At 52.7% G+C, this 18,625-nt stretch carries 20 protein-coding genes; 16 read left to right on the forward strand and 4 right to left on the reverse strand.

Annotated elements, in window-relative coordinates; all coding sequences use genetic code 11:
- The first annotated feature begins 106 nt into the window (after positions 1–106).
- Together DBY68_RS10120 and DBY68_RS10125 are read left to right on the forward strand one after the other, a co-directional pair.
- Complete coding sequence (locus tag DBY68_RS10120; RefSeq protein WP_108476440.1) at positions 107–628, forward strand: rhodanese family protein; 522 nt, start codon at positions 107–109, stop codon at positions 626–628.
- Between the two features lie 82 nt (positions 629–710).
- Positions 711–890: a hypothetical protein gene (locus DBY68_RS10125; protein WP_108476439.1), complete on the forward strand. Its 180-nt coding sequence runs from the start codon at positions 711–713 to the stop codon at positions 888–890.
- A gap of 43 nt (positions 891–933) precedes the next feature.
- On the opposite strand, the gene stpA is transcribed toward DBY68_RS10125, so the two are convergent.
- On the reverse strand, positions 934–1,335 hold the full coding sequence (gene stpA / locus DBY68_RS10130) for a DNA-binding protein StpA (RefSeq protein ID WP_108476438.1): 402 nt from the start codon (positions 1,333–1,335) through the stop codon (positions 934–936).
- A gap of 637 nt (positions 1,336–1,972) precedes the next feature.
- Between stpA and alaE the strand changes: the two genes are divergently transcribed.
- A complete protein-coding gene (gene alaE / locus DBY68_RS10135) occupies positions 1,973–2,422 on the forward strand; it encodes an L-alanine exporter AlaE (RefSeq protein ID WP_108476437.1) in 450 nt (149 codons plus the stop codon).
- A 32-nt stretch (positions 2,423–2,454) separates the two neighbouring features.
- On the opposite strand, the gene DBY68_RS10140 is transcribed toward alaE, so the two are convergent.
- Positions 2,455–2,799, reverse strand: coding sequence for a DUF2002 family protein (locus DBY68_RS10140; RefSeq protein WP_108476436.1), 345 nt, complete (start codon positions 2,797–2,799; stop codon positions 2,455–2,457).
- A gap of 163 nt (positions 2,800–2,962) precedes the next feature.
- On the opposite strand from DBY68_RS10140, the gene DBY68_RS10145 reads away from it, so the two are divergent.
- On the forward strand, positions 2,963–3,289 hold the full coding sequence (locus DBY68_RS10145; RefSeq protein WP_015963322.1) for a DUF883 family protein: 327 nt from the start codon (positions 2,963–2,965) through the stop codon (positions 3,287–3,289).
- Positions 3,290–3,382: 93 nt separating this feature from the next.
- Here the strand turns inward: DBY68_RS10145 and DBY68_RS10150 are convergent, their stop codons facing one another.
- The gene (locus tag DBY68_RS10150) at positions 3,383–4,729 is read right to left on the reverse strand and encodes a PLP-dependent aminotransferase family protein (protein ID WP_108476435.1); all 1,347 of its coding nucleotides are present in this window, start codon (positions 4,727–4,729) and stop codon (positions 3,383–3,385) included.
- Positions 4,730–4,818: 89 nt separating this feature from the next.
- On the opposite strand from DBY68_RS10150, the gene DBY68_RS10155 reads away from it, so the two are divergent.
- From DBY68_RS10155 to emrB, 12 genes are all read left to right on the forward strand, one after another.
- Positions 4,819–5,250, forward strand: coding sequence for a carboxymuconolactone decarboxylase family protein (locus DBY68_RS10155; protein ID WP_108476434.1), 432 nt, complete (start codon positions 4,819–4,821; stop codon positions 5,248–5,250).
- A 182-nt stretch (positions 5,251–5,432) separates the two neighbouring features.
- The gene (gene nrdH / locus DBY68_RS10160; RefSeq protein ID WP_108476433.1) at positions 5,433–5,678 is read left to right on the forward strand and encodes a glutaredoxin-like protein NrdH; all 246 of its coding nucleotides are present in this window, start codon (positions 5,433–5,435) and stop codon (positions 5,676–5,678) included.
- Positions 5,675–6,085, forward strand: a complete 411-nt coding sequence (gene nrdI / locus DBY68_RS10165) for a class Ib ribonucleoside-diphosphate reductase assembly flavoprotein NrdI (protein WP_108476432.1) — start codon at positions 5,675–5,677, stop codon at positions 6,083–6,085. Before nrdH ends, nrdI begins: the two co-directional genes overlap by 4 nt.
- A complete protein-coding gene (gene nrdE, locus DBY68_RS10170) occupies positions 6,058–8,202 on the forward strand; it encodes a class 1b ribonucleoside-diphosphate reductase subunit alpha (protein ID WP_108476431.1) in 2,145 nt (714 codons plus the stop codon). Before nrdI ends, nrdE begins: the two co-directional genes overlap by 28 nt.
- 10 nt (positions 8,203–8,212) lie before the next feature.
- Positions 8,213–9,175: a class 1b ribonucleoside-diphosphate reductase subunit beta gene (nrdF, locus tag DBY68_RS10175; RefSeq protein WP_108476430.1), complete on the forward strand. Its 963-nt coding sequence runs from the start codon at positions 8,213–8,215 to the stop codon at positions 9,173–9,175.
- A 354-nt stretch (positions 9,176–9,529) separates the two neighbouring features.
- Positions 9,530–10,732, forward strand: coding sequence for a glycine betaine/L-proline ABC transporter ATP-binding protein ProV (gene proV / locus DBY68_RS10180; protein WP_015963315.1), 1,203 nt, complete (start codon positions 9,530–9,532; stop codon positions 10,730–10,732).
- Complete coding sequence (proW, locus tag DBY68_RS10185; protein ID WP_108476429.1) at positions 10,725–11,783, forward strand: glycine betaine/L-proline ABC transporter permease ProW; 1,059 nt, start codon at positions 10,725–10,727, stop codon at positions 11,781–11,783. The genes proV and proW overlap by 8 nt, the downstream gene beginning before the upstream one ends.
- Positions 11,784–11,852: 69 nt before the next feature.
- The gene (proX, locus tag DBY68_RS10190; RefSeq protein WP_108476428.1) at positions 11,853–12,848 is read left to right on the forward strand and encodes a glycine betaine/L-proline ABC transporter substrate-binding protein ProX; all 996 of its coding nucleotides are present in this window, start codon (positions 11,853–11,855) and stop codon (positions 12,846–12,848) included.
- A 219-nt stretch (positions 12,849–13,067) separates the two neighbouring features.
- Positions 13,068–14,249, forward strand: coding sequence for an MFS transporter (locus DBY68_RS10195; RefSeq protein ID WP_108476427.1), 1,182 nt, complete (start codon positions 13,068–13,070; stop codon positions 14,247–14,249).
- A gap of 143 nt (positions 14,250–14,392) precedes the next feature.
- Entirely contained in the window at positions 14,393–14,923 is a 531-nt protein-coding gene (gene mprA, locus DBY68_RS10200; protein ID WP_015963311.1) for a transcriptional repressor MprA, read from the forward strand.
- A 128-nt stretch (positions 14,924–15,051) separates the two neighbouring features.
- Positions 15,052–16,224 (forward strand): multidrug efflux MFS transporter periplasmic adaptor subunit EmrA, encoded by a 1,173-nt coding sequence (emrA, locus tag DBY68_RS10205; RefSeq protein WP_108476426.1) that lies wholly within the window; start codon positions 15,052–15,054, stop codon positions 16,222–16,224.
- A gap of 16 nt (positions 16,225–16,240) precedes the next feature.
- A complete protein-coding gene (gene emrB / locus DBY68_RS10210) occupies positions 16,241–17,779 on the forward strand; it encodes a multidrug efflux MFS transporter permease subunit EmrB (protein WP_015963309.1) in 1,539 nt (512 codons plus the stop codon).
- A 115-nt stretch (positions 17,780–17,894) separates the two neighbouring features.
- Here the strand turns inward: emrB and luxS are convergent, their stop codons facing one another.
- The gene (luxS, locus tag DBY68_RS10215) at positions 17,895–18,410 is read right to left on the reverse strand and encodes an S-ribosylhomocysteine lyase (protein ID WP_108476425.1); all 516 of its coding nucleotides are present in this window, start codon (positions 18,408–18,410) and stop codon (positions 17,895–17,897) included.
- Positions 18,411–18,625: the final 215 nt, after the last annotated feature.

An 18,625-nucleotide genomic window follows, 5' to 3' on the forward strand; every position in this document is an offset into this window, starting at 1 on the left:
CTATTGTTATTAATTATTAACCCCCCTATAGATGATGGCTCCTTCGCTCGTTATTTATCTGCATATACATTAAGATGAGAATACCCCTGCATAAGGAACCAGGATAATGACAACAGAGATGATTTCCCCCCAGCAGGCGCTAATGCAGCTTCATGAAGGCGCAAAGCTGGTTGATATCCGCGATGCGGATGAATTTGCCCGCGAGCATATTGCCCAGGCTCACCCCTTCCCATTAAGCGCCATTGAGCAGGGAGCCTCGCTGCCAGTGAACGCCGATGACGTGGTTATCTTTCATTGTCAGTCCGGAAACCGCACTCGCAACAATCTCACCCGCCTGGTTGCCGCCGCTGCGCCGGCTAAGGTAAAGGTGCTGGAAGGCGGCATTCAGGCGTGGAAAGCGGCCGGGCTGGAAACGGTAGAAGATAAAAAGCAGCCATTACCGCTTATGCGGCAGGTGCAAATTGCGGCCGGGGGATTGATTCTCCTGGGCTGCGTTTTGGGTTACACGGTATCAGAGGCATTCTTTCTGTTGAGCGCCTTTGTCGGTGCGGGCCTCACTTTCGCGGGAATCAGCGGATTTTGTGGTATGGCCAGGCTATTAGCCATCATGCCGTGGAACCGTCGTTAAGGAAGTCCCGACTCCGCATTTACTATTTCGTTACATCAGCATAATCTTAGGTAACGTCAACAAGTAGAGCAGGAGTATCGCGATGTATTCACCAGGTGATTTTGTACAACCGAAAATGGGTGGGCCAAAACTCAAAGTTCTGGAAACGCACAACGATCATATTGTAGCGGTACAGGCAAGTAATGAGCAGGGAGAGAAATATACCCTGAAGCTGGAAGACGTTACGCCCTATACTGAAGAAGGTGATTTTGGCGTGTGCTAAAAAATTGTGCGGTGAGACTCTTCTCACCGCTTTGTTCATTCACTTAGATTAGAAAATCATCCAGTGATTTACCGTTAGCCAGCGCCTGCGCGATAGGTTTCGGCGTACGCCCCTGGCCAGTCCAGGTTTTTACTTCACCATTAAAATCCGTAAAGCGATATTTCGCCGGACGCGATGCACGTTTTTTCGGTGCGGCGGCAATCGCCGCTTTCATATCTGCCAGTTCTTCCGGCGAAATACCATCGGCCTGCATTAACTCCAGCCAGGTATTAATTTTTTCTTGCTGTTCAGCGCGTTGCTGCATCGCTAACTGCTCTTCACTTCTCTTTTCTTCAGTGACGGTCCTGAATTTTTCCAGCATTTCTTCAAGAACGTCAATGGAGAAATCTCGCGCCATTGCACGCAAAGAACGGATGTTATTCAATTTTTGTAACATAACAGACATAGGGCTAAAAAATTCCTTATTCAAAACAAAATACATTACGACAGTAGCTAATTATATTGTATTTAAGAATATATTGCTACCGCCCGAATATTAATGAATATATCTTCATTGAGCTCTATCATTATATTTAAATAGAGCAATCAGATTATAAATTAATATACCCCGAAGCAATGCGTATTAGCCGTGCTGCATAACGTTTTGTTAACAAAACAGCAATGTGAATAATCACCCACTATCAGTGCATAATCACAACATCACATCATCAGAACTAACTGCTACGAAATCTGGATTAATGGCATAAAAAACACCAAAATCGACCAGGTTCACACTTTTACACCTAATCTCTGGCTTAGCGGCTCCAACAGTGCCTAACCGTTTCACGCTATACAGTGAGAGCAAAAACATAACCACTTGATTTAAAATAAAAAACAACAACTAATATTTAAAAAATAATGCCAATGGGTAAAATCGCTTACCGGCAGAGTATTTTATTGACAAAAAGGCTTTAAATAAAAATATTTCACTAGTTGTTAGTTTTAACCCAGACAGATAATCTATACATATCAACAAAGGCAACCCAAAACGCCTTTAACCCCCTAATAATGACGGTTTTCGTAACTTTTCGAGGAGCATACCGATGTTCTCTGCGCAGTCACGCCTGCGTCACGCAGCAGCAGACACTTTCGCCATGGTTGTCTACTGTTCCGTCGTGAACATGATGATTGAAATTTTTCTCTCCGGAATGACCTTTGAGCAGTCGCTTTCTTCTCGTCTGTTAGCGGTACCGGTTAACATTATTATTGCATGGCCTTATGGTGTTTACCGCGATGCAATTATGCGTCAGGCGCGCCGTATCAGCCCGGCAGGCTGGATGAAAAACCTTGCCGATACGCTGGCGTATGTCACGTTCCAGTCGCCGGTCTATGTGATTATTCTGCTGACAATCGGCGCAGACTGGCATCAGATTGCCGCCGCCGTAAGTTCGAATATCGTGGTTTCAATGGTGATGGGGGCGGTGTACGGCTATTTCCTCGATTTCTGCCGCCGTCTTTTCCGTGTCAGCCAGTACAGTCAGGCAAAGGCATAATGCACAGCGACTGGCGAATGCCAGTCGCTCGATTAATGAAACTCGCCAAATAAACCGTTCAGGTACCGCTCCAGCGCGATACGCGAGCTGAAGCCATGTGGAATTCCGTAATGCTGCTGTTCATCTCCACCTAAATAGAGGGGAAATTGATGATAGTGATCGCAGGTTTTGATTTCAGAAGCCGGTTCTGCTAACGAATTACTACGCTCTTTTAACGCCGGATGGATAATCAACGCCGTGCGTCCCATCCGCGCTTCACGATTCACATAAACATAATTCTCGCCACGGCGATAGCCGTAGGCTTTTTGGGTTACCACATCCACAGTGAAGCCCACTTTTTCAAGAACGCGCGCCACCTCATCAGGTCGTAAATACATTATTTTTTCCTCGTCATCTTTTACTGCATCGCCACCTTACAGTAATCAGCATTAACCTCGCTTTCAGAAAAATCCACAAACGCATCGATTCACTGTGATTCGCCCCAAAGAAGAGTTTTTTTGCCTACACTTAATTCCGTCCCCACTTAAAAAGGAGAAGCACATGCCTAATCGATTTGGCCGCAATGACGTAGTTGATGAGACGCAGGATATTCAGGATCAAGTCAATCAGTTAGCCGATAGTCTTGAGGATGTACTGAAAAGCTGGGGTAGCGATGCAAAAGGTGAAGCTGACGCCGCGCGTCGTAAAGCACAGGCGCTGCTGAAAGAGTCCCGCGCCAGATTGCATGGCCGCAGCCGTTCCCAGCAGGCCGCCTGCGATTACCTGAACTGCGCCAGCACCTATGTGCGCGAAAAACCCTGGCAGAGCTTAGGCGCGGTTGCTGCAGTTGGGATATTTGTTGGCGCATTATTAAGTTTGCGTCGATAATTGCAGTGAAACAGTGAAGATAATAAATGCGTCGTATCAGAAAACGCTTCTGAACGGCTACGCGTCTGTACCCCGGCTTTTACGCCGGGGTTTTTAATTTAAAGCCAGCTTTAACGCTGAAACCTGCTCGTTTGCCATCGACTGCGACGTAATATTAGTAAAACTCATGATGAGTCCTGATGTACCGTCACCGTTAGTCCGCCAGTCGTTCAGCGCCTGTACGGCCAGCCCTGCATCGCGTGCCCGCCGCGCCTGTAACCTATCGTCACCGGAAATATTCACCACCAGTTGAATGCCCCCTTGCTGCGCCACCACGTCAAAACCATGCGTCTGTAACGCCTCCTCCAGCCAGCGCCGCCGCTCGGCGTAATGCACGCGCATCTTCTTCAGATGCCGCCAGAAGTGACCTTCATGGATAAAATCACCCAACGTTTGCTGCCACAGAAGCGGTACCGGGCAGGCAATTTTTTGTACGTGGCGGCGAAACTGCGCCACCAGCGGCACAGGCACCACCAGCCAGGCAGTGCGCAGCGCCGGAAACATCGCTTTGCTGAAGGTACCGCCGTAAATGACGCGTTGCGGTGCATCCAGGCTTTTAAGCGGCGGCAGCGGTTTACCCTGATAGCGAAATTCACTGTCGTAATCATCTTCAATGATCCAGGCTTGTTGACGTGCAGCCCAGTCCAGAAGCTGGCGGCGACGCGGCAGCGAGAGCGCGACACCCAACGGACTTTGATGTGCAGGTGTCAGCAGCGCGAAACGGGCTTCAGGTGCATTAGTAAGTGCCCACTCCACATCCATCCCTTCATTATCCACCGGTATCGGGTACATGTTCACGCCTTCCTGCGCAATCACCGGGCGAATTAACGGAAAACCGGGGTCTTCCACCCACATTCCCTGCCCACGCCCCGCAAGCGCGCGTAAAATCAGACTCATCGACGCCGCATAGCCCGACGTAATAAAAACCTGTTCCGGCTGGCACTCAATGCTACGCGACAGTCGCAGATACTCGACAATCGCCTGACGCAGCACCATCTCGCCACACACATCGCCCAGCGCCAGGTCAAAGCGCGTCTGCGTACGCAATCGCCGCCCCATCACCCTGGCCCATAATGCGCGTGGAAAGAGATCCAGCGCAGGTAGCCCAAGCTGAAAAGGTTGCGGATGCGGTTCTTCGCCGCCAAACCATGTTGGCTCCGCCACCGCCGGTTTGAGCGTGAGGTGTTCACTGACAAACGTTCCGGCCTGGCCGCGCCGCTCAAGCCAACCCTGTGCCACCAGCTCGCCATACGCATTTTCTACCGTGGCGCGAGATACGCCCAGTTCTTGCGCATAAACCCGGCTGGACGGCAGCCGTCTGCCTGCCGTTAATTTGCCTTCCTCAATCGCGGTTTTCAGTTGCCTGGCTATATGCCGATAGCGTGGGCCATCATTTTGCATCATGGTCTGCTTTTTTACTCATTATATGGCTATCTGATGCAGACCATTATAGTGCTATTTTTGTTGCATCAACGATAAGGAGAGACAATATGACCCTGCTGCGCCAACCCTATAACGAATTAAGCCCTGACGTGTATAAAGGCATGGTTCAGGCAAGCCTGGCTCTGGAAAAGAGTTCCCTGGATCGCACTTTGCTGGAGCTCGTCTACCTGCGCGTTTCGCAGATTAACGGCTGCGCCTTCTGCCTTGAAATGCACAGTAAAGTCCTGCGCAAAGCGGGTGTGGATCAGAGCAAACTGGACGCGCTGGCTGGCTGGAGAGTAAGTAATCACTTCACTGAAGCGGAAGCCGCGGCACTGGCCTGGGCGGAAGATGTGACGCACATCGCCGAATATCATGCGGAAGATAGCGTCTATCAACCGCTGCTCTCGCACTTTAGCGCCGAACAAATCAGCGACCTGACCTTCGCCATCAGCCTGATGAACGCCTTTAACCGCCTGGCCATCGCTATGCGCATGTAATTTTTACACAAACATCCCCGGCCCCCAACGCGTTGCGCGCTGGGGGCTTTTTTTGTTCAAACATCCATATATTGTATGGTTGAAGTTTTTAATAACTACATCTAGTATTCCTCTCAGGTAACCACTCCCGGACTGACGCTCTAAACTGCGCCCTATTGTCATTTTAAATGGAAATACGAATCATGCGCATTACTATTTACACTCGTGATAACTGCATCCAGTGCCACGCCACTAAACGGGCAATGGAGAGCCGTGGCTATGATTTCGAGATGGTGAATCTCGACCAGCACCCTGAAATGGCCGATACCCTGCGTGAACAGGGATTTCGTCAGCTTCCGGTGGTGATCGCAGGGGAAACCCGCTGGTCCGGCTTCCGCCCTGATATGATCAATCGCCTGCGCCCCGATGCCATTGCCGCCCACGCATGAGCCGCCTCGTCTACTTCTCCAGCAGCTCTGAGAACACGCACCGCTTTATGGTGCGTCTCAGGTTGCCCGCGATACGCATTCCACTCAATGAACGGGAGCGTATTCAAGTCGAGGCGCCGTACATTCTGGTGGTTCCCAGCTATGGCGGCGGCGGTACGGCGGGCGCGGTTCCGCGTCAGGTGATCCGCTTCTTAAACGACCCGCAGAATCGGGCGTTAATCCGTGGCGTGATTGCCGCAGGAAACCGAAACTTTGGCGACGCTTATGGCCGCGCGGGCGCGGTGATCGCTGAAAAATGCCACGTTCCCTGGCTCTACCGCTTTGAGCTGATGGGCACGCAACACGATATCGATACAGTGCGAAAAGGAGTGAGCGAATTTTGGCAACGACAACCGCAGAACCTGTAACCCAGGCCGCGCCTGACTACCATGCGCTTAATGCGATGCTGAATCTGTATGACCGGAACGGGCAGATTCAGTTTGAAAAGGACAGCGAAGCCGTAGATGCGTTTATGGCCGCCCATGTTCAACCGAACAGCGTCACGTTCGATAACGCAGACGCGCGTCTACGCTGGCTGGTCGCAGAAGGCTACTACGATGACGCCGTCCTCAAACGTTATCCCCCCGCGTTTGTCACTGCGCTTATCAAACACGCGCACGCCAGCGGTTTTCGTTTCCAGACCTTCCTCGGTGCATGGAAGTTTTACACCAGCTATGCATTGAAAACCTTCGACGGCAAACGCTATCTGGAGCACTTCGCCGACCGCGTTTGTATGGTGGCATTAACCCTCGCTCAGGGCGACGAAGCGCTGGCCTGCCAGCTTACCGATGAGATGCTTTCCGGTCGTTTCCAGCCCGCGACACCGACCTTCCTCAACTGCGGAAAACAGCAACGCGGCGAGCTGGTTTCCTGCTTCCTGCTGCGTATAGAAGACAATATGGAGTCTATCGGCCGTGCAGTGAACTCAGCATTACAGCTTTCAAAACGCGGCGGCGGCGTGGCCTTTTTACTGTCGAATTTACGTGAATCCGGTGCGCCGATTAAGCGTATCGAGAATCAGTCATCCGGCGTGATCCCGGTAATGAAAATGCTGGAGGATGCCTTCTCCTACGCCAATCAACTCGGTGCGCGTCAGGGCGCGGGCGCCGTTTACTTACATGCGCATCACCCGGACATTTTGCGCTTCCTTGATACCAAGCGGGAGAATGCTGATGAAAAAATTCGCATTAAAACGCTCTCGCTTGGCGTGGTGATCCCGGATATCACGTTCCAGTTAGCGAAAGAGAATGCCGAAATGGCGCTCTTTTCGCCCTATGATATCGAACGTCTGTACGGCAAACCGTTTGGCGATATCGCCATCAGCGAAATGTATGCCGAGCTGGAAGCGGACACGCGCGTACGCAAAAAATATATTAATGCGCGTGATTTCTTCCAGACGCTGGCGGAGATCCAGTTTGAATCCGGCTATCCGTACATCATGTATGAAGATACGGTGAACCGTGCAAACCCGATTGCCGGGCGCATCAACATGAGCAACCTGTGCTCGGAAATTTTGCAGGTTAACAGTGCGTCGACCTACGATGAGAATCTCGATTATGCCGCCACCGGGCATGATATCTCCTGTAATCTCGGCTCGCTGAACATCGCGCACACCATGGACTCACCCAACTTTGGCCTGACCATCGCCACCGCCATTCGCGGGCTGACGGCGGTGTCTGATATGAGCCATATCCGTTCGGTTCCATCGATTGAGGCGGGTAACGCCGCCTCACATGCCATCGGGCTTGGGCAGATGAATTTGCATGGTTATCTGGCGCGGGAAGGCATCGCCTACGGTAGCCCGGAAGCGCTGGAATTTACCAACCTCTATTTCTATACCGTCACCTGGCATGCCCTGCATACCTCAATGCTGCTGGCGCGCGAGCGCGGGCAACGCTTTGCCGGTTTTGAGCAATCACGCTATGCCAGCGGCGAGTACTTTGCACACTATCTGGAAGGTGACTGGCAGCCAAAACACGCGCGAGTCCGCGCCCTCTTCCAGCGCTCAGGCATTACCTTACCGAGCCATGAAAACTGGCGACAACTGCGCGAAGCGGTGATGTGCTACGGCATCTATAACCAGAATTTGCAGGCGGTGCCGCCGACCGGGTCGATTTCCTATATCAACCACGCCACCTCAAGCATTCACCCAATCGTTTCGAAGGTGGAGATTCGCAAAGAGGGCAAAACCGGGCGCGTTTACTACCCTGCGCCGTTTATGAACAACGATAATCTGGCGTTTTATCAGGACGCCTACGAGATTGGCCCGCAGGCGATTATCGACACCTACGCAGAAGCAACGCGTCATGTCGATCAGGGGCTTTCGCTGACGCTGTTCTTCCCCGATACCGCCACCACGCGCGATATTAATAAAGCGCAAATTTACGCCTGGAAGAAAGGCATTAAAACCCTCTACTACATTCGCCTGCGCCAGCTTGCGCTGGAAGGCACCGAAATTGAAGGCTGCGTGTCCTGCGCGCTGTAAGGAGAAAAGGATGAACCGTTTATCGCACGTCAGCGCCGTCAACTGGAACAAAATTCAGGACGATAAAGATCTTGAGGTCTGGAACCGTCTGACCAGTAACTTCTGGCTACCGGAAAAAGTGCCGCTATCCAATGATATCCCCGCGTGGCAGGGGCTGACGCCCGCCCAGCAGCAATTAACCATCCGCGTATTTACCGGTCTGACGCTGCTGGATACGATTCAGAATACGGTGGGCGCGCCATCGTTGATGCCGGATTCACTCACGCCGCATGAAGAAGCCGTAATGTCCAATATCAGCTTTATGGAGGCGGTGCACGCACGCTCCTACAGTTCGATTTTCTCCACGCTGTGCCAGACCAAAGATGTGGATGCCGCTTACGCCTGGAGCGAAGAAAACGCGCCATTGCAGAAAAAAGCACACCTGATGCTGGCGCGCTATAAGGCCGATGAACCGCTGAAGAAGAAAATTGCCAGCGTGTTTCTGGAATCATTCCTCTTCTATTCCGGCTTTTGGTTGCCGATGTACTGGTCAAGCCGCGGCAAGCTCACCAATACCGCAGACCTTATCCGTCTGATTATTCGCGATGAAGCGGTACACGGTTACTATATTGGCTATAAGTATCAGAAAGGGCTCGAGAAAGTCAGCGAGGCGGAGCGTGAAGCATTGAAAGATTTTGCCTTCGATTTGCTGATGGATCTCTATGACAACGAACTGGCCTACACCGAAGCACTGTATGCCGACAGCGGTTGGGTTGATGAGGTAAAAGCGTTTCTCTGCTACAACGCCAATAAGGCACTGATGAACCTCGGTTACGAGGCGTTATTCCCGCCAGAAATGGCTGAGGTTAACCCGGCAATCCTCGCGGCACTCTCCCCTAACGCCGATGAAAATCATGATTTTTTCTCCGGTTCAGGTTCCTCTTATGTGATGGGAAAAGCGGTCGAAACCACCGACGATGATTGGGATTTTTAGTAACCTCATCCGGTAAAAATAACCCTCATTTTTTACCGGATTATTTTGCGAATAGCGCAATTAATCACACAAATATTCTTAGAGCTACTACACTGTTATTTACCACTTCATTTCACCTGAATGTATCGCTTTCAGGTGAAATTTGCAGTGGGGAAACGCAAAAATATCATAAAAATTCAAATCGCTCTCAGCCCTTATATCATGGGAAGCCCCGGCAATTCACCCTTCTCATTTCGGCAAGCAGAATCCTCCCAAGGGTTGTCATAGAATCTCAGTATGTTAGGGTATACCCGTGTAATTATTTCCATCAGGAATCATATTGATATAAATAAATAACGGGAATTCTATTATTGCATGGCAATTAAATTAGAAGTTAAGAATCTTTATAAAGTATTTGGTGAGCATCCACAGCGCGCATTCAAATATATTGAAAAAGGCCTCAGCAAAGAACAAATTCTGGAGAAAACAGGATTATCGCTTGGCGTTAAAGACGCCAGTCTGGCCATTGAAGAAGGCGAGATATTTGTCATCATGGGATTATCCGGTTCCGGTAAATCAACCATGGTACGCCTTCTCAATCGCCTGATTGAACCAACCCGCGGGCAGGTGCTGATTGACGGCGTAGACATCGCCAAAATCTCCGACGCCGAGCTTCGTGAGGTGCGCAGAAAGAAAATCGCGATGGTCTTCCAGTCGTTCGCCCTGATGCCGCATATGACCGTGGTCGATAACGCCGCTTTTGGTATGGAACTGGCGGGTATTCCAACCGCCGAGCGTCAGGAGAAAGCCCTGGACGCGCTGCGTCAGGTCGGGCTGGAAAATTATGCTCACTCTTACCCGGATGAACTCTCTGGCGGTATGCGTCAGCGTGTTGGTTTAGCCCGTGCGCTGGCTATCAACCCTGATATCTTATTAATGGATGAAGCCTTCTCGGCGCTCGACCCATTAATTCGAACGGAAATGCAGGATGAGCTGGTAAAATTACAGGCCAAACATCAGCGGACTATCGTCTTTATTTCTCACGATCTCGACGAAGCCATGCGAATTGGCGATCGCATCGCTATTATGCAAAATGGCGAAGTGGTACAGGTTGGCACACCGGATGAAATTCTCAATAATCCGGCGAATGATTATGTGCGCACCTTCTTCCGTGGTGTCGATATCAGCCAGGTATTTAGCGCGAAAGATATTGCCCGCCGTAGCCCGGCTGGAATTATCAGAAAAACGCCAGGATTCGGCCCGCGTTCTGCCCTGAAATTATTGCAGGATGATGACCGTGAATATGGTTATGTCATCGAGCGCGGAAATAAGTTTGTTGGAATTGTCTCAATTGACACGCTGAAAGCTGCCCTGAGTGCAGGTCAGGGAATTGAAAGCGCCTTGTTAGATCCGCCATTAGTGGTTGACGCAGAAACACCGCTCAGCGAATTGCTCTCTCATGTCGGCCAGGCCCCGTGTGCGGTCCCGGTTGTTGGCGAAGAGCAACAGTACGTTGGCGTTATTTCTAAACGCATGCTTCTTCAGGCTTTAGATCGCGAGGTGACAAACAATGGCTGATCAAACCAATCCGTGGGATACCGCACCGGCGGCCGATAATGCCGCACAATCCGCCGACGCCTGGGGCAGCGCGCCTGCCGACGGCGGTGGCGGCGCAGACTGGCTGACCAGCGCCCCCGCGCCACAGCCAGAGCATTTCAATATTCTGGATCCGTTCCATAAGACGCTGATCCCGCTGGACAGTTGGGTAACGCATGGCATTGACTGGGTGGTGCTGCACTTCCGCCCGCTGTTCCAGGGCATTCGTGTTCCGATTGATTACATTCTCAGCGCATTCCAGCAACTGCTGCTGGGGATGCCTGCGCCCGTCGCGATTCTCGTTTTCGCCCTGATTGCCTGGCAGATGTCGAGCCTCGGCATGGGGGTCGCCACGTTGGTATCGCTGATTGCCATTGGCGCAATTGGTGCCTGGTCACAGGCGATGATTACCCTGGCACTGGTTCTGACAGCGCTGCTGTTCTGTATCATCATCGGACTACCGTTGGGGATATGGCTGGCGCGAAGCCCACGGGCGTCGAAGATCATTCGCCCATTGCTGGATGCCATGCAGACCACGCCAGCATTTGTGTATCTGGTGCCTATCGTGATGCTGTTCGGTATCGGTAACGTACCGGGTGTCGTGGTGACAATTATCTTCGCCCTGCCGCCCATTGTACGTCTGACTATTCTTGGGATTAACCAGGTGCCTGAGGATCTGATTGAAGCGTCGCGCTCATTCGGCGCCAGCCCGCGTCAGATGCTGTTTAAAGTCCAGCTCCCGTTGGCGATGCCGACCATTATGGCGGGTGTGAACCAGACGCTGATGCTGGCGCTGTCGATGGTGGTTATCGCCTCGATGATCGCCGTGGGCGGCCTGGGCCAGATGGTTCTGCGCGGTATTGGCCGTCTTGATATGGGCCTCGCCACCGTAGGCGGCGTCGGGATCGTTATTCTGGCGATTATCCTCGACCGCCTGACACAAGCCGTTGGCCGCGATTCCCGCAGTCGTGGCAACCGCCGCTGGTACACCACCGGCCCTCTGGGTCTGCTGACCCGTCCTTTCAGCAAGTAATCCTGTTTTTACCCGGCGCATCACGCGCCGGGATCTGCAAACTTTACTCATCATAAAAAAGGAACAACGATGCGACATAGCGTAATGTTAGCCACAGCCTTCGCCACCCTTGTTTCCACCAGCACCTTTGCGGCGGACTTACCGGGCAAAGGCGTTACCGTACAGCCAATTCAAAGCACCATCACCGAAGAAACCTTCCAGACCCTGCTGGTCAGCCGCGCGCTGGAAAAACTGGGCTATACCGTCAATAAGCCCGATGAAGTTGACTACAACGTTGCTTACACTTCACTGGCATCTGGCGATTCCACTTTCACCGCCGTCAACTGGCAGCCGCTGCATGACGATATGTATGCCGCTGCCGGTGGCGACAAGAAATTCTACCGTGAAGGCGTATTTGTGAACGGTGCGGCTCAGGGTTATCTGATCGACAAAAAAACCGCCGATCAGTATCACATCACCAATATTGAGCAGCTTAAAGATCCGAAAATCGCCAAACTGTTCGACAGCAATGGTGACGGCAAAGCTGATTTAACCGGCTGTAACCCAGGCTGGGGTTGTGAAGCGGCCATTAACCATCAACTGGATGCCTACGGCCTGACCAAAACCGTTAACCACAACCAGGGTAACTATGCGGCGATGATGGCCGATACCATTACCCGTTATAAAGAAGGCAAACCGGTGCTGTATTACACCTGGACGCCTTACTGGGTGAGCGACGTGATGAAGCCGGGTAAAGATGTGGTATGGCTGCAGGTGCCGTTCTCTTCCCTGCCAGGCGTGCAGAAAGACATCGATACCAAACTGCCGAACGGCGCGAACTATGGCTTCCCGGTCAGCACCATGCATATTGTTGCCAACAAAGTCTGGGCCGAGAAAAACCCGGCGGCGGCAAAACTATTCTCTATTATGAAACTGCCGGTTGCTGACATTAACGCCCAGAACTCGATGATGCATGAAGGCAAAGCATCGGAAGGGGATATTCAGGGTCACGTTGATGGCTGGATCAAAGCCCACCAGGCGCAGTTTGATGGCTGGGTGAAAGAGGCGCTGGCGGCGCAGAAATAACATCCTCATCCCTGCCCTCTCCCACAGGGAGAGGGAGAAAACCGGTGCAGGACGTGCAGATATGCACACTCAGTCCCCTCTCCCTGTGGGAGAGGGGTAGGTTGAGGGGCCTCCCCACAGAAACCGCACGTCTCGCCACCATTCATTTCACTTAATTCCCCCTGCATCCGTTATTATTGGTAACATCAATAATAATCACCACGAAAATAATTTACCCCAATGACCAAAACCTCACACGGGCTGAGTCCCGCGCTGATTGTCCTGATGTCTGTCGCCACCGGGCTTGCCGTCGCCAGCAATTATTATGCGCAGCCGCTGCTGGAAGCCATTGCCCGCGCGTTTTCCCTGAGCGCCAGCCAGGCAGGCTTTATCGTCACGGCAGCACAGCTTGGCTATGCTGCCGGGCTGCTGTTCCTGGTACCGCTCGGCGATATGTTTGAGCGCCGACGCTTGATTGTCATTATGACGCTGCTCGCCGCTGGCGGAATGCTGATCACGGCCAGCAGTACTTCATTGGGAATGATGATTCTGGGCACCGCGCTGACCGGACTCTTTTCAGTCGTGGCGCAGCTGTTAGTCCCTATGGCGGCTACCCTCGCCGCCCCGGAAAAACGCGGCAAAGTGGTCGGTACGGTGATGAGCGGTCTTCTGCTTGGGATCCTGCTGGCGCGTACCGTTGCCGGATTGCTGGCAAACCTCGGCGGCTGGCGCACCGTGTTCTGGGTCGCCAGCGTCTTAATGGTGATTCTGGCACTGGCGCTGTGGCGGGGTTTACCGAAGCTCAAACAGGACAATCACCTGAGCTATCCGCGCATTCTTGGCTCAATTTACCATCTGTTTGCCCATAACAAACTTCTTCGCACTCGCGCTCTGCTGGGTTGCCTGACCTTCGCCAGCTTCAGCATTCTCTGGACATCCATGGCCTTCCTCCTCGCAGGCGCCCCCTATCACTTCTCCGAAGGTACCATTGGTCTGTTCGGCCTGGTGGGTGCGGCCGGCGCGTTAGGCGCGCGTCCGGTGGGTACGCTGGCTGATAAAGGTAAAGCGCATCTGACCACCACAGTAAGCCTGCTGGCGCTGCTGCTCTCCTGGCTGGCTATCTGGTACGGGCAGGTCTCCGTGGCGGCGCTGATCGTCGGTATTCTGCTACTCGACCTGATGGTTCAGGGTGTACATATCACAAATCAGACGGTGATTTATCGCGTGCATCCCGATGCGCGTAACCGTCTGACGGCAGGTTACATGACCTGCTATTTCATCGGCGGCGCGGCCGGGTCGCTGATTTCCGCTTCCGCCTGGCAACATGCAGGCTGGAATGGGGTTTGTCTGGTTGGCGCATGCATTACGCTGCTCAATCTGTTGGTGTGGTGGCGCGGCTACCGACACCAACCGCAGGAGTAACGCCCTGCACTGCTGACTCGGGCTGCGGAACGGCCCGATTTTCACTTTGATAGATTCGTCATATAAATTCGAATCAATAATTCATTTACTTTATTTGTCACCGTCGTTACTATATCGGCTGAAATTAATGAGGTTATGCCCAAATGGATAGTTCGTTTACGCCCATTGAACAAATGCTAAAATTTCGCGCCAGCCGCCATGAAGATTTTCCGTTTCAGGAAATTCTTCTGACTCGTCTATGCATGCACATGCAGGGCAAGCTGCTGGACAACCGCAATAAGATGCTGAAAGCTCAGGGGATTAACGAGACATTGTTTATGGCGTTAATTACGCTGGAGTCTCAGGAAAATCACAGCATTCAGCCTTCTGAGCTGAGCTGCGCGCTGGGCTCGTCTCGTACCAATGCCACCCGTATCGCCGATGAGCTGGAAAAACGCGGCTGGATCGAGCGTCGCGAAAGCGACAACGATCGTCGTTGCCTGCACCTGCAGCTTACCGATAAAGGTCATCAATTCCTGCGTGAGGTTCTGCCTCCGCAACATCATTGCTTACATCAACTCTGGTCTTCTTTAAGCGCGGCTGAAAAAGACCAGCTTGAGCATATCACCCGGAAGCTCCTCACCCGTCTGGATCAGATGGATGAAGATGGCGTTGTCCTTGAGGCACTGCGCTAAGTCCGGATATCGCTCAATTATCCTGATTGATAACAGAAACTGATAGGCCAGCAGATTCCCCTCTGCTGGCCTTTCTGATAAACAGGTCGGCTCAGCCGATGTGAAATAATAAGATCGTGGAGAATAACATGAGCGCAAATGCGGAGACTCAAACCCCGCAGCAACCGGCCAACAAGAAAGGCACGCGTAAGCGCGCCCTGGTGCTGTTGACCTTGCTCTTTGTCATTATTGCTGTGGCATATGGGATTTACTGGTTTTTAGTACTGCGTCATTTTGAAGAAACCGATGACGCCTACGTGGCAGGGAACCAGGTACAAATTATGGCGCAGGTGTCCGGCAGCGTGACGAAAGTCTGGGCCGATAACACCGACTTTGTGCAAAAAGGCGATGTGCTGGTTACGCTCGATCAGACCGATGCACAGCAGGCCTTCGAAAAAGCGCAAACCGCACTGGCCTCTACCGTGCGCCAGATGCGTCAAACGATGATCAACAGCAAGCAATTGCAGGCGAGCATCGACGTGAAAAAAACCGCACTGGCTCAGGCGCAGACAGACTTAAATCGCCGTATTCCGCTGGGTAGCGCCAACCTGATTGGCCGCGAAGAGCTGCAACACGCGCGCGATGCGGTTGCCAGCGCGCAGGCGCAACTCGACGTCGCTATCCAGCAATATAACGCCAACCAGGCGATTATTCTGGGGACGAAGCTCGAAGACCAGCCGACGGTGAAACAGGCGGCGACAGAAGTGCGTAATGCCTGGCTCGCTCTGCAACGAACCAAAATCGTCAGCCCGATGACCGGTTATGTATCTCGTCGTCAGGTACAGCCTGGCGCGCAGATTAGCCCAACCACCGCATTGATGGCGGTTGTTCCGGCGAACAATTTGTGGATTGATGCGAACTTCAAAGAGACGCAGCTGGCGCACATGCGTATTGGCCAGCCGGTTACCGTTATCTCTGATATTTATGGCGATGACGTTGAATATCACGGCAAAGTGGTCGGCCTCGATATGGGCACCGGTAGCGCCTTCTCGCTGCTGCCTGCGCAGAACGCCACCGGGAACTGGATCAAAGTGGTTCAGCGTCTGCCGGTTCGTGTTGAGCTGGATGAGAAACAGCTGGCGGAACATCCGCTACGTATTGGCCTCTCCACGCTGGTGAAAGTCGATACTTCGAACCGCGACGGTCAGATCCTGGCAAGTCAGGTGCGTACCAGCCCGGCTTACGAAAGTAACGCGCGTGAAATCAGTCTCGATCCGGTCAACAAGCTGATCAACGACATCGTGCAGGCCAACGCCAACTGATCCCGGGGTGAGTGTAATGCAACAGCAAAAACCGCTGGAAGGCGCGCAACTGGTCATCATGACCATTGCGTTGTCGCTTGCGACTTTCATGCAGGTGCTGGACTCCACCATCGCAAACGTGGCGATCCCGACGATCGCCGGTAACCTTGGCTCATCATTGAGCCAGGGGACCTGGGTTATCACCTCGTTCGGTGTCGCGAACGCCATCTCCATTCCGATCACCGGGTGGCTGGCGAAGCGTGTCGGCGAGGTGAAGCTGTTCCTGTGGTCTACCGTGGCCTTCGCTATCGCGTCGTGGGCCTGCGGCGTTTCCAACAGTCTGGGCATGCTTATCTTCTTCCGCGTGATTCAGGGGATTGTTGCCGGGCCACTGATCCCGCTGTCGCAAAGTCTGTTACTCAGCAACTATCCGCCTGCTAAACGCTCTATTGCGCTGGCGCTGTGGTCGATGACCGTGATTGTCGCGCCGATTTGCGGGCCAATTCTCGGCGGCTATATCAGCGATAACTATCATTGGGGCTGGATTTTCTTCATCAACGTGCCGATTGGTATCGTGGTGGTGCTGATGAGCCTTCAGGCACTGCGTGGGCGTGAAACGCGCACCGAGCAACGTCGCATCGACGGTATTGGTCTTGCACTGTTGGTGCTGGGTATCGGCAGTTTACAGGTCATGCTCGACCAGGGAAAAGAACTCGACTGGTTCAACTCCACCGAGATCATCGTACTGACTATTGTGGCGGTGGTGTCGCTAAGCTTCCTGATTGTCTGGGAGCTGACGGACGATAATCCGATAGTCGATCTCTCACTCTTCAAGTCGCGAAACTTTACCATCGGCTGTTTGTGTATCAGCCTGGCGTATATGCTCTACTTCGGCGCGATCGTTCTGCTACCGCAGCTTTTGCAGGAAGTTTACGGCTATACCGCGACGTGGGCGGGGCTGGCTTCTGCGCCGGTGGGCGTGATACCGGTGATTCTGTCACCGATTATCGGTCGCTTTGCGCATAAACTCGATATGCGCCGTCTGGTCACCTTCAGCTTTATTATGTATGCGGTCTGCTTCTACTGGCGCGCTTACACCTTCGAGCCGGGGATGGATTTTGGCGCATCGGCCTGGCCGCAGTTTATCCAGGGCTTCGCGGTGGCATGCTTCTTTATGCCGCTAACGACCATTACGCTCTCCGGTTTACCGCCTGAGCGTCTGGCGGCGGCATCGAGTTTGTCGAACTTTACGCGTACGCTGGCAGGCTCTATCGGGACATCCATTACCACCACTCTGTGGACCAACCGGGAATCGCTGCACCATGCGCAGTTAACGGAGTATGTCACGCCGTATAACCCGGATGCTCAGGCGATGTACAATCAGCTTGAGGGAATGGGCATGTCGCAACAGCAGGCTTCTGGCTGGCTGGCGCAGCAGATAACCAATCAGGGGCTGATAATCTCGGCAAACGAGATATTCTGGATCTCGGCGGGGATATTTCTCGTGCTGCTGGGCCTGGTGTGGTTTGCCAGACCGCCATTCGGCGCCGGGGGCGGCGGCGGTGGCGCGCATTAAGTTGTTGATGTAAAAAAAGGGCCATTGGCCCTTTTTTGTTGCCCGGTGGCGCTTCGCTTACCGGGCCTGCGTTTTCCGTACGATCATGTCGACCGGATTATTCGGCATTGCCAGACTAAATATGCAATTCCTGTAACTTCTCTTTCGGCAGCGCCAGCTCATCATTGCTGTTCACGCGCACGTCGCGGTCGAGAATATGGCGCGCAATTTCCTGCGCTTCCGCCAGGGAGTGCATCTGATATGTACCACATTGGTACACGTTCAGTTCCGGGATCTGATTCTGATCCTGAACTTTCAGCACGTCTGCCATTGCCGCTTTCCACGCATCCGCCACGCGCTGCTCATCCGGCGTACCGATCAGGCTCATATAGAAGCCGGTGCGGCAGCCCATCGGGGAGATGTCGATGATCTCAACGCCGTTACCGTTAAGGTGATTACGCATGAACCCGGCAAACAGGTGTTCCAGCGTGTGAATGCCTTTTTCCGGCATCACTTCTTTGTTTGGCACACAAAAGCGCAGATCAAAAACGGTAATCGCGTCACCATGCGGCGTGTTCATCGTTTTGGCTACACGGACTGCTGGGGCTTCCATACGGGTGTGATCGACAGTGAAGCTATCTAACAACGGCATTTCGTAACCTCCGGTGTATCCCTTATCCCAGGCATTTTATTTCTCACCCTAATAGACTGAAAAATATAACTTTTAAGCCATCACAAACAGGATTTTTAGGGATAAAGTGATTTTTTTTAAAAAAAACTGAACTCTTCTTTCAAGTGCGAGTCTGAGTATATGAAAGACGCGCATTTGTTATCATCATCCCTGAATTCAGAGATGTATATTTGGCC

Source organism: Pseudocitrobacter sp. RIT415 (genome assembly GCF_003057695.2).
In the GTDB taxonomy this organism is placed as follows: Bacteria; Pseudomonadota; Gammaproteobacteria; order Enterobacterales; family Enterobacteriaceae; genus Pseudocitrobacter; species Pseudocitrobacter faecalis.

Bases quoted from the DNA above. Each gene is read 5' to 3' on its own strand.
- DBY68_RS10120 (WP_108476440.1), top strand. From the start codon at position 107: ATGACAACAGAGATGATTTCCCCCCAGCAGGCGCTAATGCAGCTTCAT.
- DBY68_RS10125 (WP_108476439.1), top strand. From the start codon at position 711: ATGTATTCACCAGGTGATTTTGTACAACCGAAAATGGGTGGGCCAAAA.
- stpA (WP_108476438.1), bottom strand. From the start codon at position 1,335: ATGTCTGTTATGTTACAAAAATTGAATAACATCCGTTCTTTGCGTGCA.
- alaE (WP_108476437.1), top strand. From the start codon at position 1,973: ATGTTCTCTGCGCAGTCACGCCTGCGTCACGCAGCAGCAGACACTTTC.
- DBY68_RS10140 (WP_108476436.1), bottom strand. From the start codon at position 2,799: ATGTATTTACGACCTGATGAGGTGGCGCGCGTTCTTGAAAAAGTGGGC.
- DBY68_RS10145 (WP_015963322.1), top strand. From the start codon at position 2,963: ATGCCTAATCGATTTGGCCGCAATGACGTAGTTGATGAGACGCAGGAT.
- DBY68_RS10150 (WP_108476435.1), bottom strand. From the start codon at position 4,729: ATGCAAAATGATGGCCCACGCTATCGGCATATAGCCAGGCAACTGAAA.
- DBY68_RS10155 (WP_108476434.1), top strand. From the start codon at position 4,819: ATGACCCTGCTGCGCCAACCCTATAACGAATTAAGCCCTGACGTGTAT.
- nrdH (WP_108476433.1), top strand. From the start codon at position 5,433: ATGCGCATTACTATTTACACTCGTGATAACTGCATCCAGTGCCACGCC.
- nrdI (WP_108476432.1), top strand. From the start codon at position 5,675: ATGAGCCGCCTCGTCTACTTCTCCAGCAGCTCTGAGAACACGCACCGC.
- nrdF (WP_108476430.1), top strand. From the start codon at position 8,213: ATGAACCGTTTATCGCACGTCAGCGCCGTCAACTGGAACAAAATTCAG.
- proV (WP_015963315.1), top strand. From the start codon at position 9,530: ATGGCAATTAAATTAGAAGTTAAGAATCTTTATAAAGTATTTGGTGAG.
- proW (WP_108476429.1), top strand. From the start codon at position 10,725: ATGGCTGATCAAACCAATCCGTGGGATACCGCACCGGCGGCCGATAAT.
- proX (WP_108476428.1), top strand. From the start codon at position 11,853: ATGCGACATAGCGTAATGTTAGCCACAGCCTTCGCCACCCTTGTTTCC.
- DBY68_RS10195 (WP_108476427.1), top strand. From the start codon at position 13,068: ATGACCAAAACCTCACACGGGCTGAGTCCCGCGCTGATTGTCCTGATG.
- mprA (WP_015963311.1), top strand. From the start codon at position 14,393: ATGGATAGTTCGTTTACGCCCATTGAACAAATGCTAAAATTTCGCGCC.
- emrA (WP_108476426.1), top strand. From the start codon at position 15,052: ATGAGCGCAAATGCGGAGACTCAAACCCCGCAGCAACCGGCCAACAAG.
- emrB (WP_015963309.1), top strand. From the start codon at position 16,241: ATGCAACAGCAAAAACCGCTGGAAGGCGCGCAACTGGTCATCATGACC.
- luxS (WP_108476425.1), bottom strand. From the start codon at position 18,410: ATGCCGTTGTTAGATAGCTTCACTGTCGATCACACCCGTATGGAAGCC.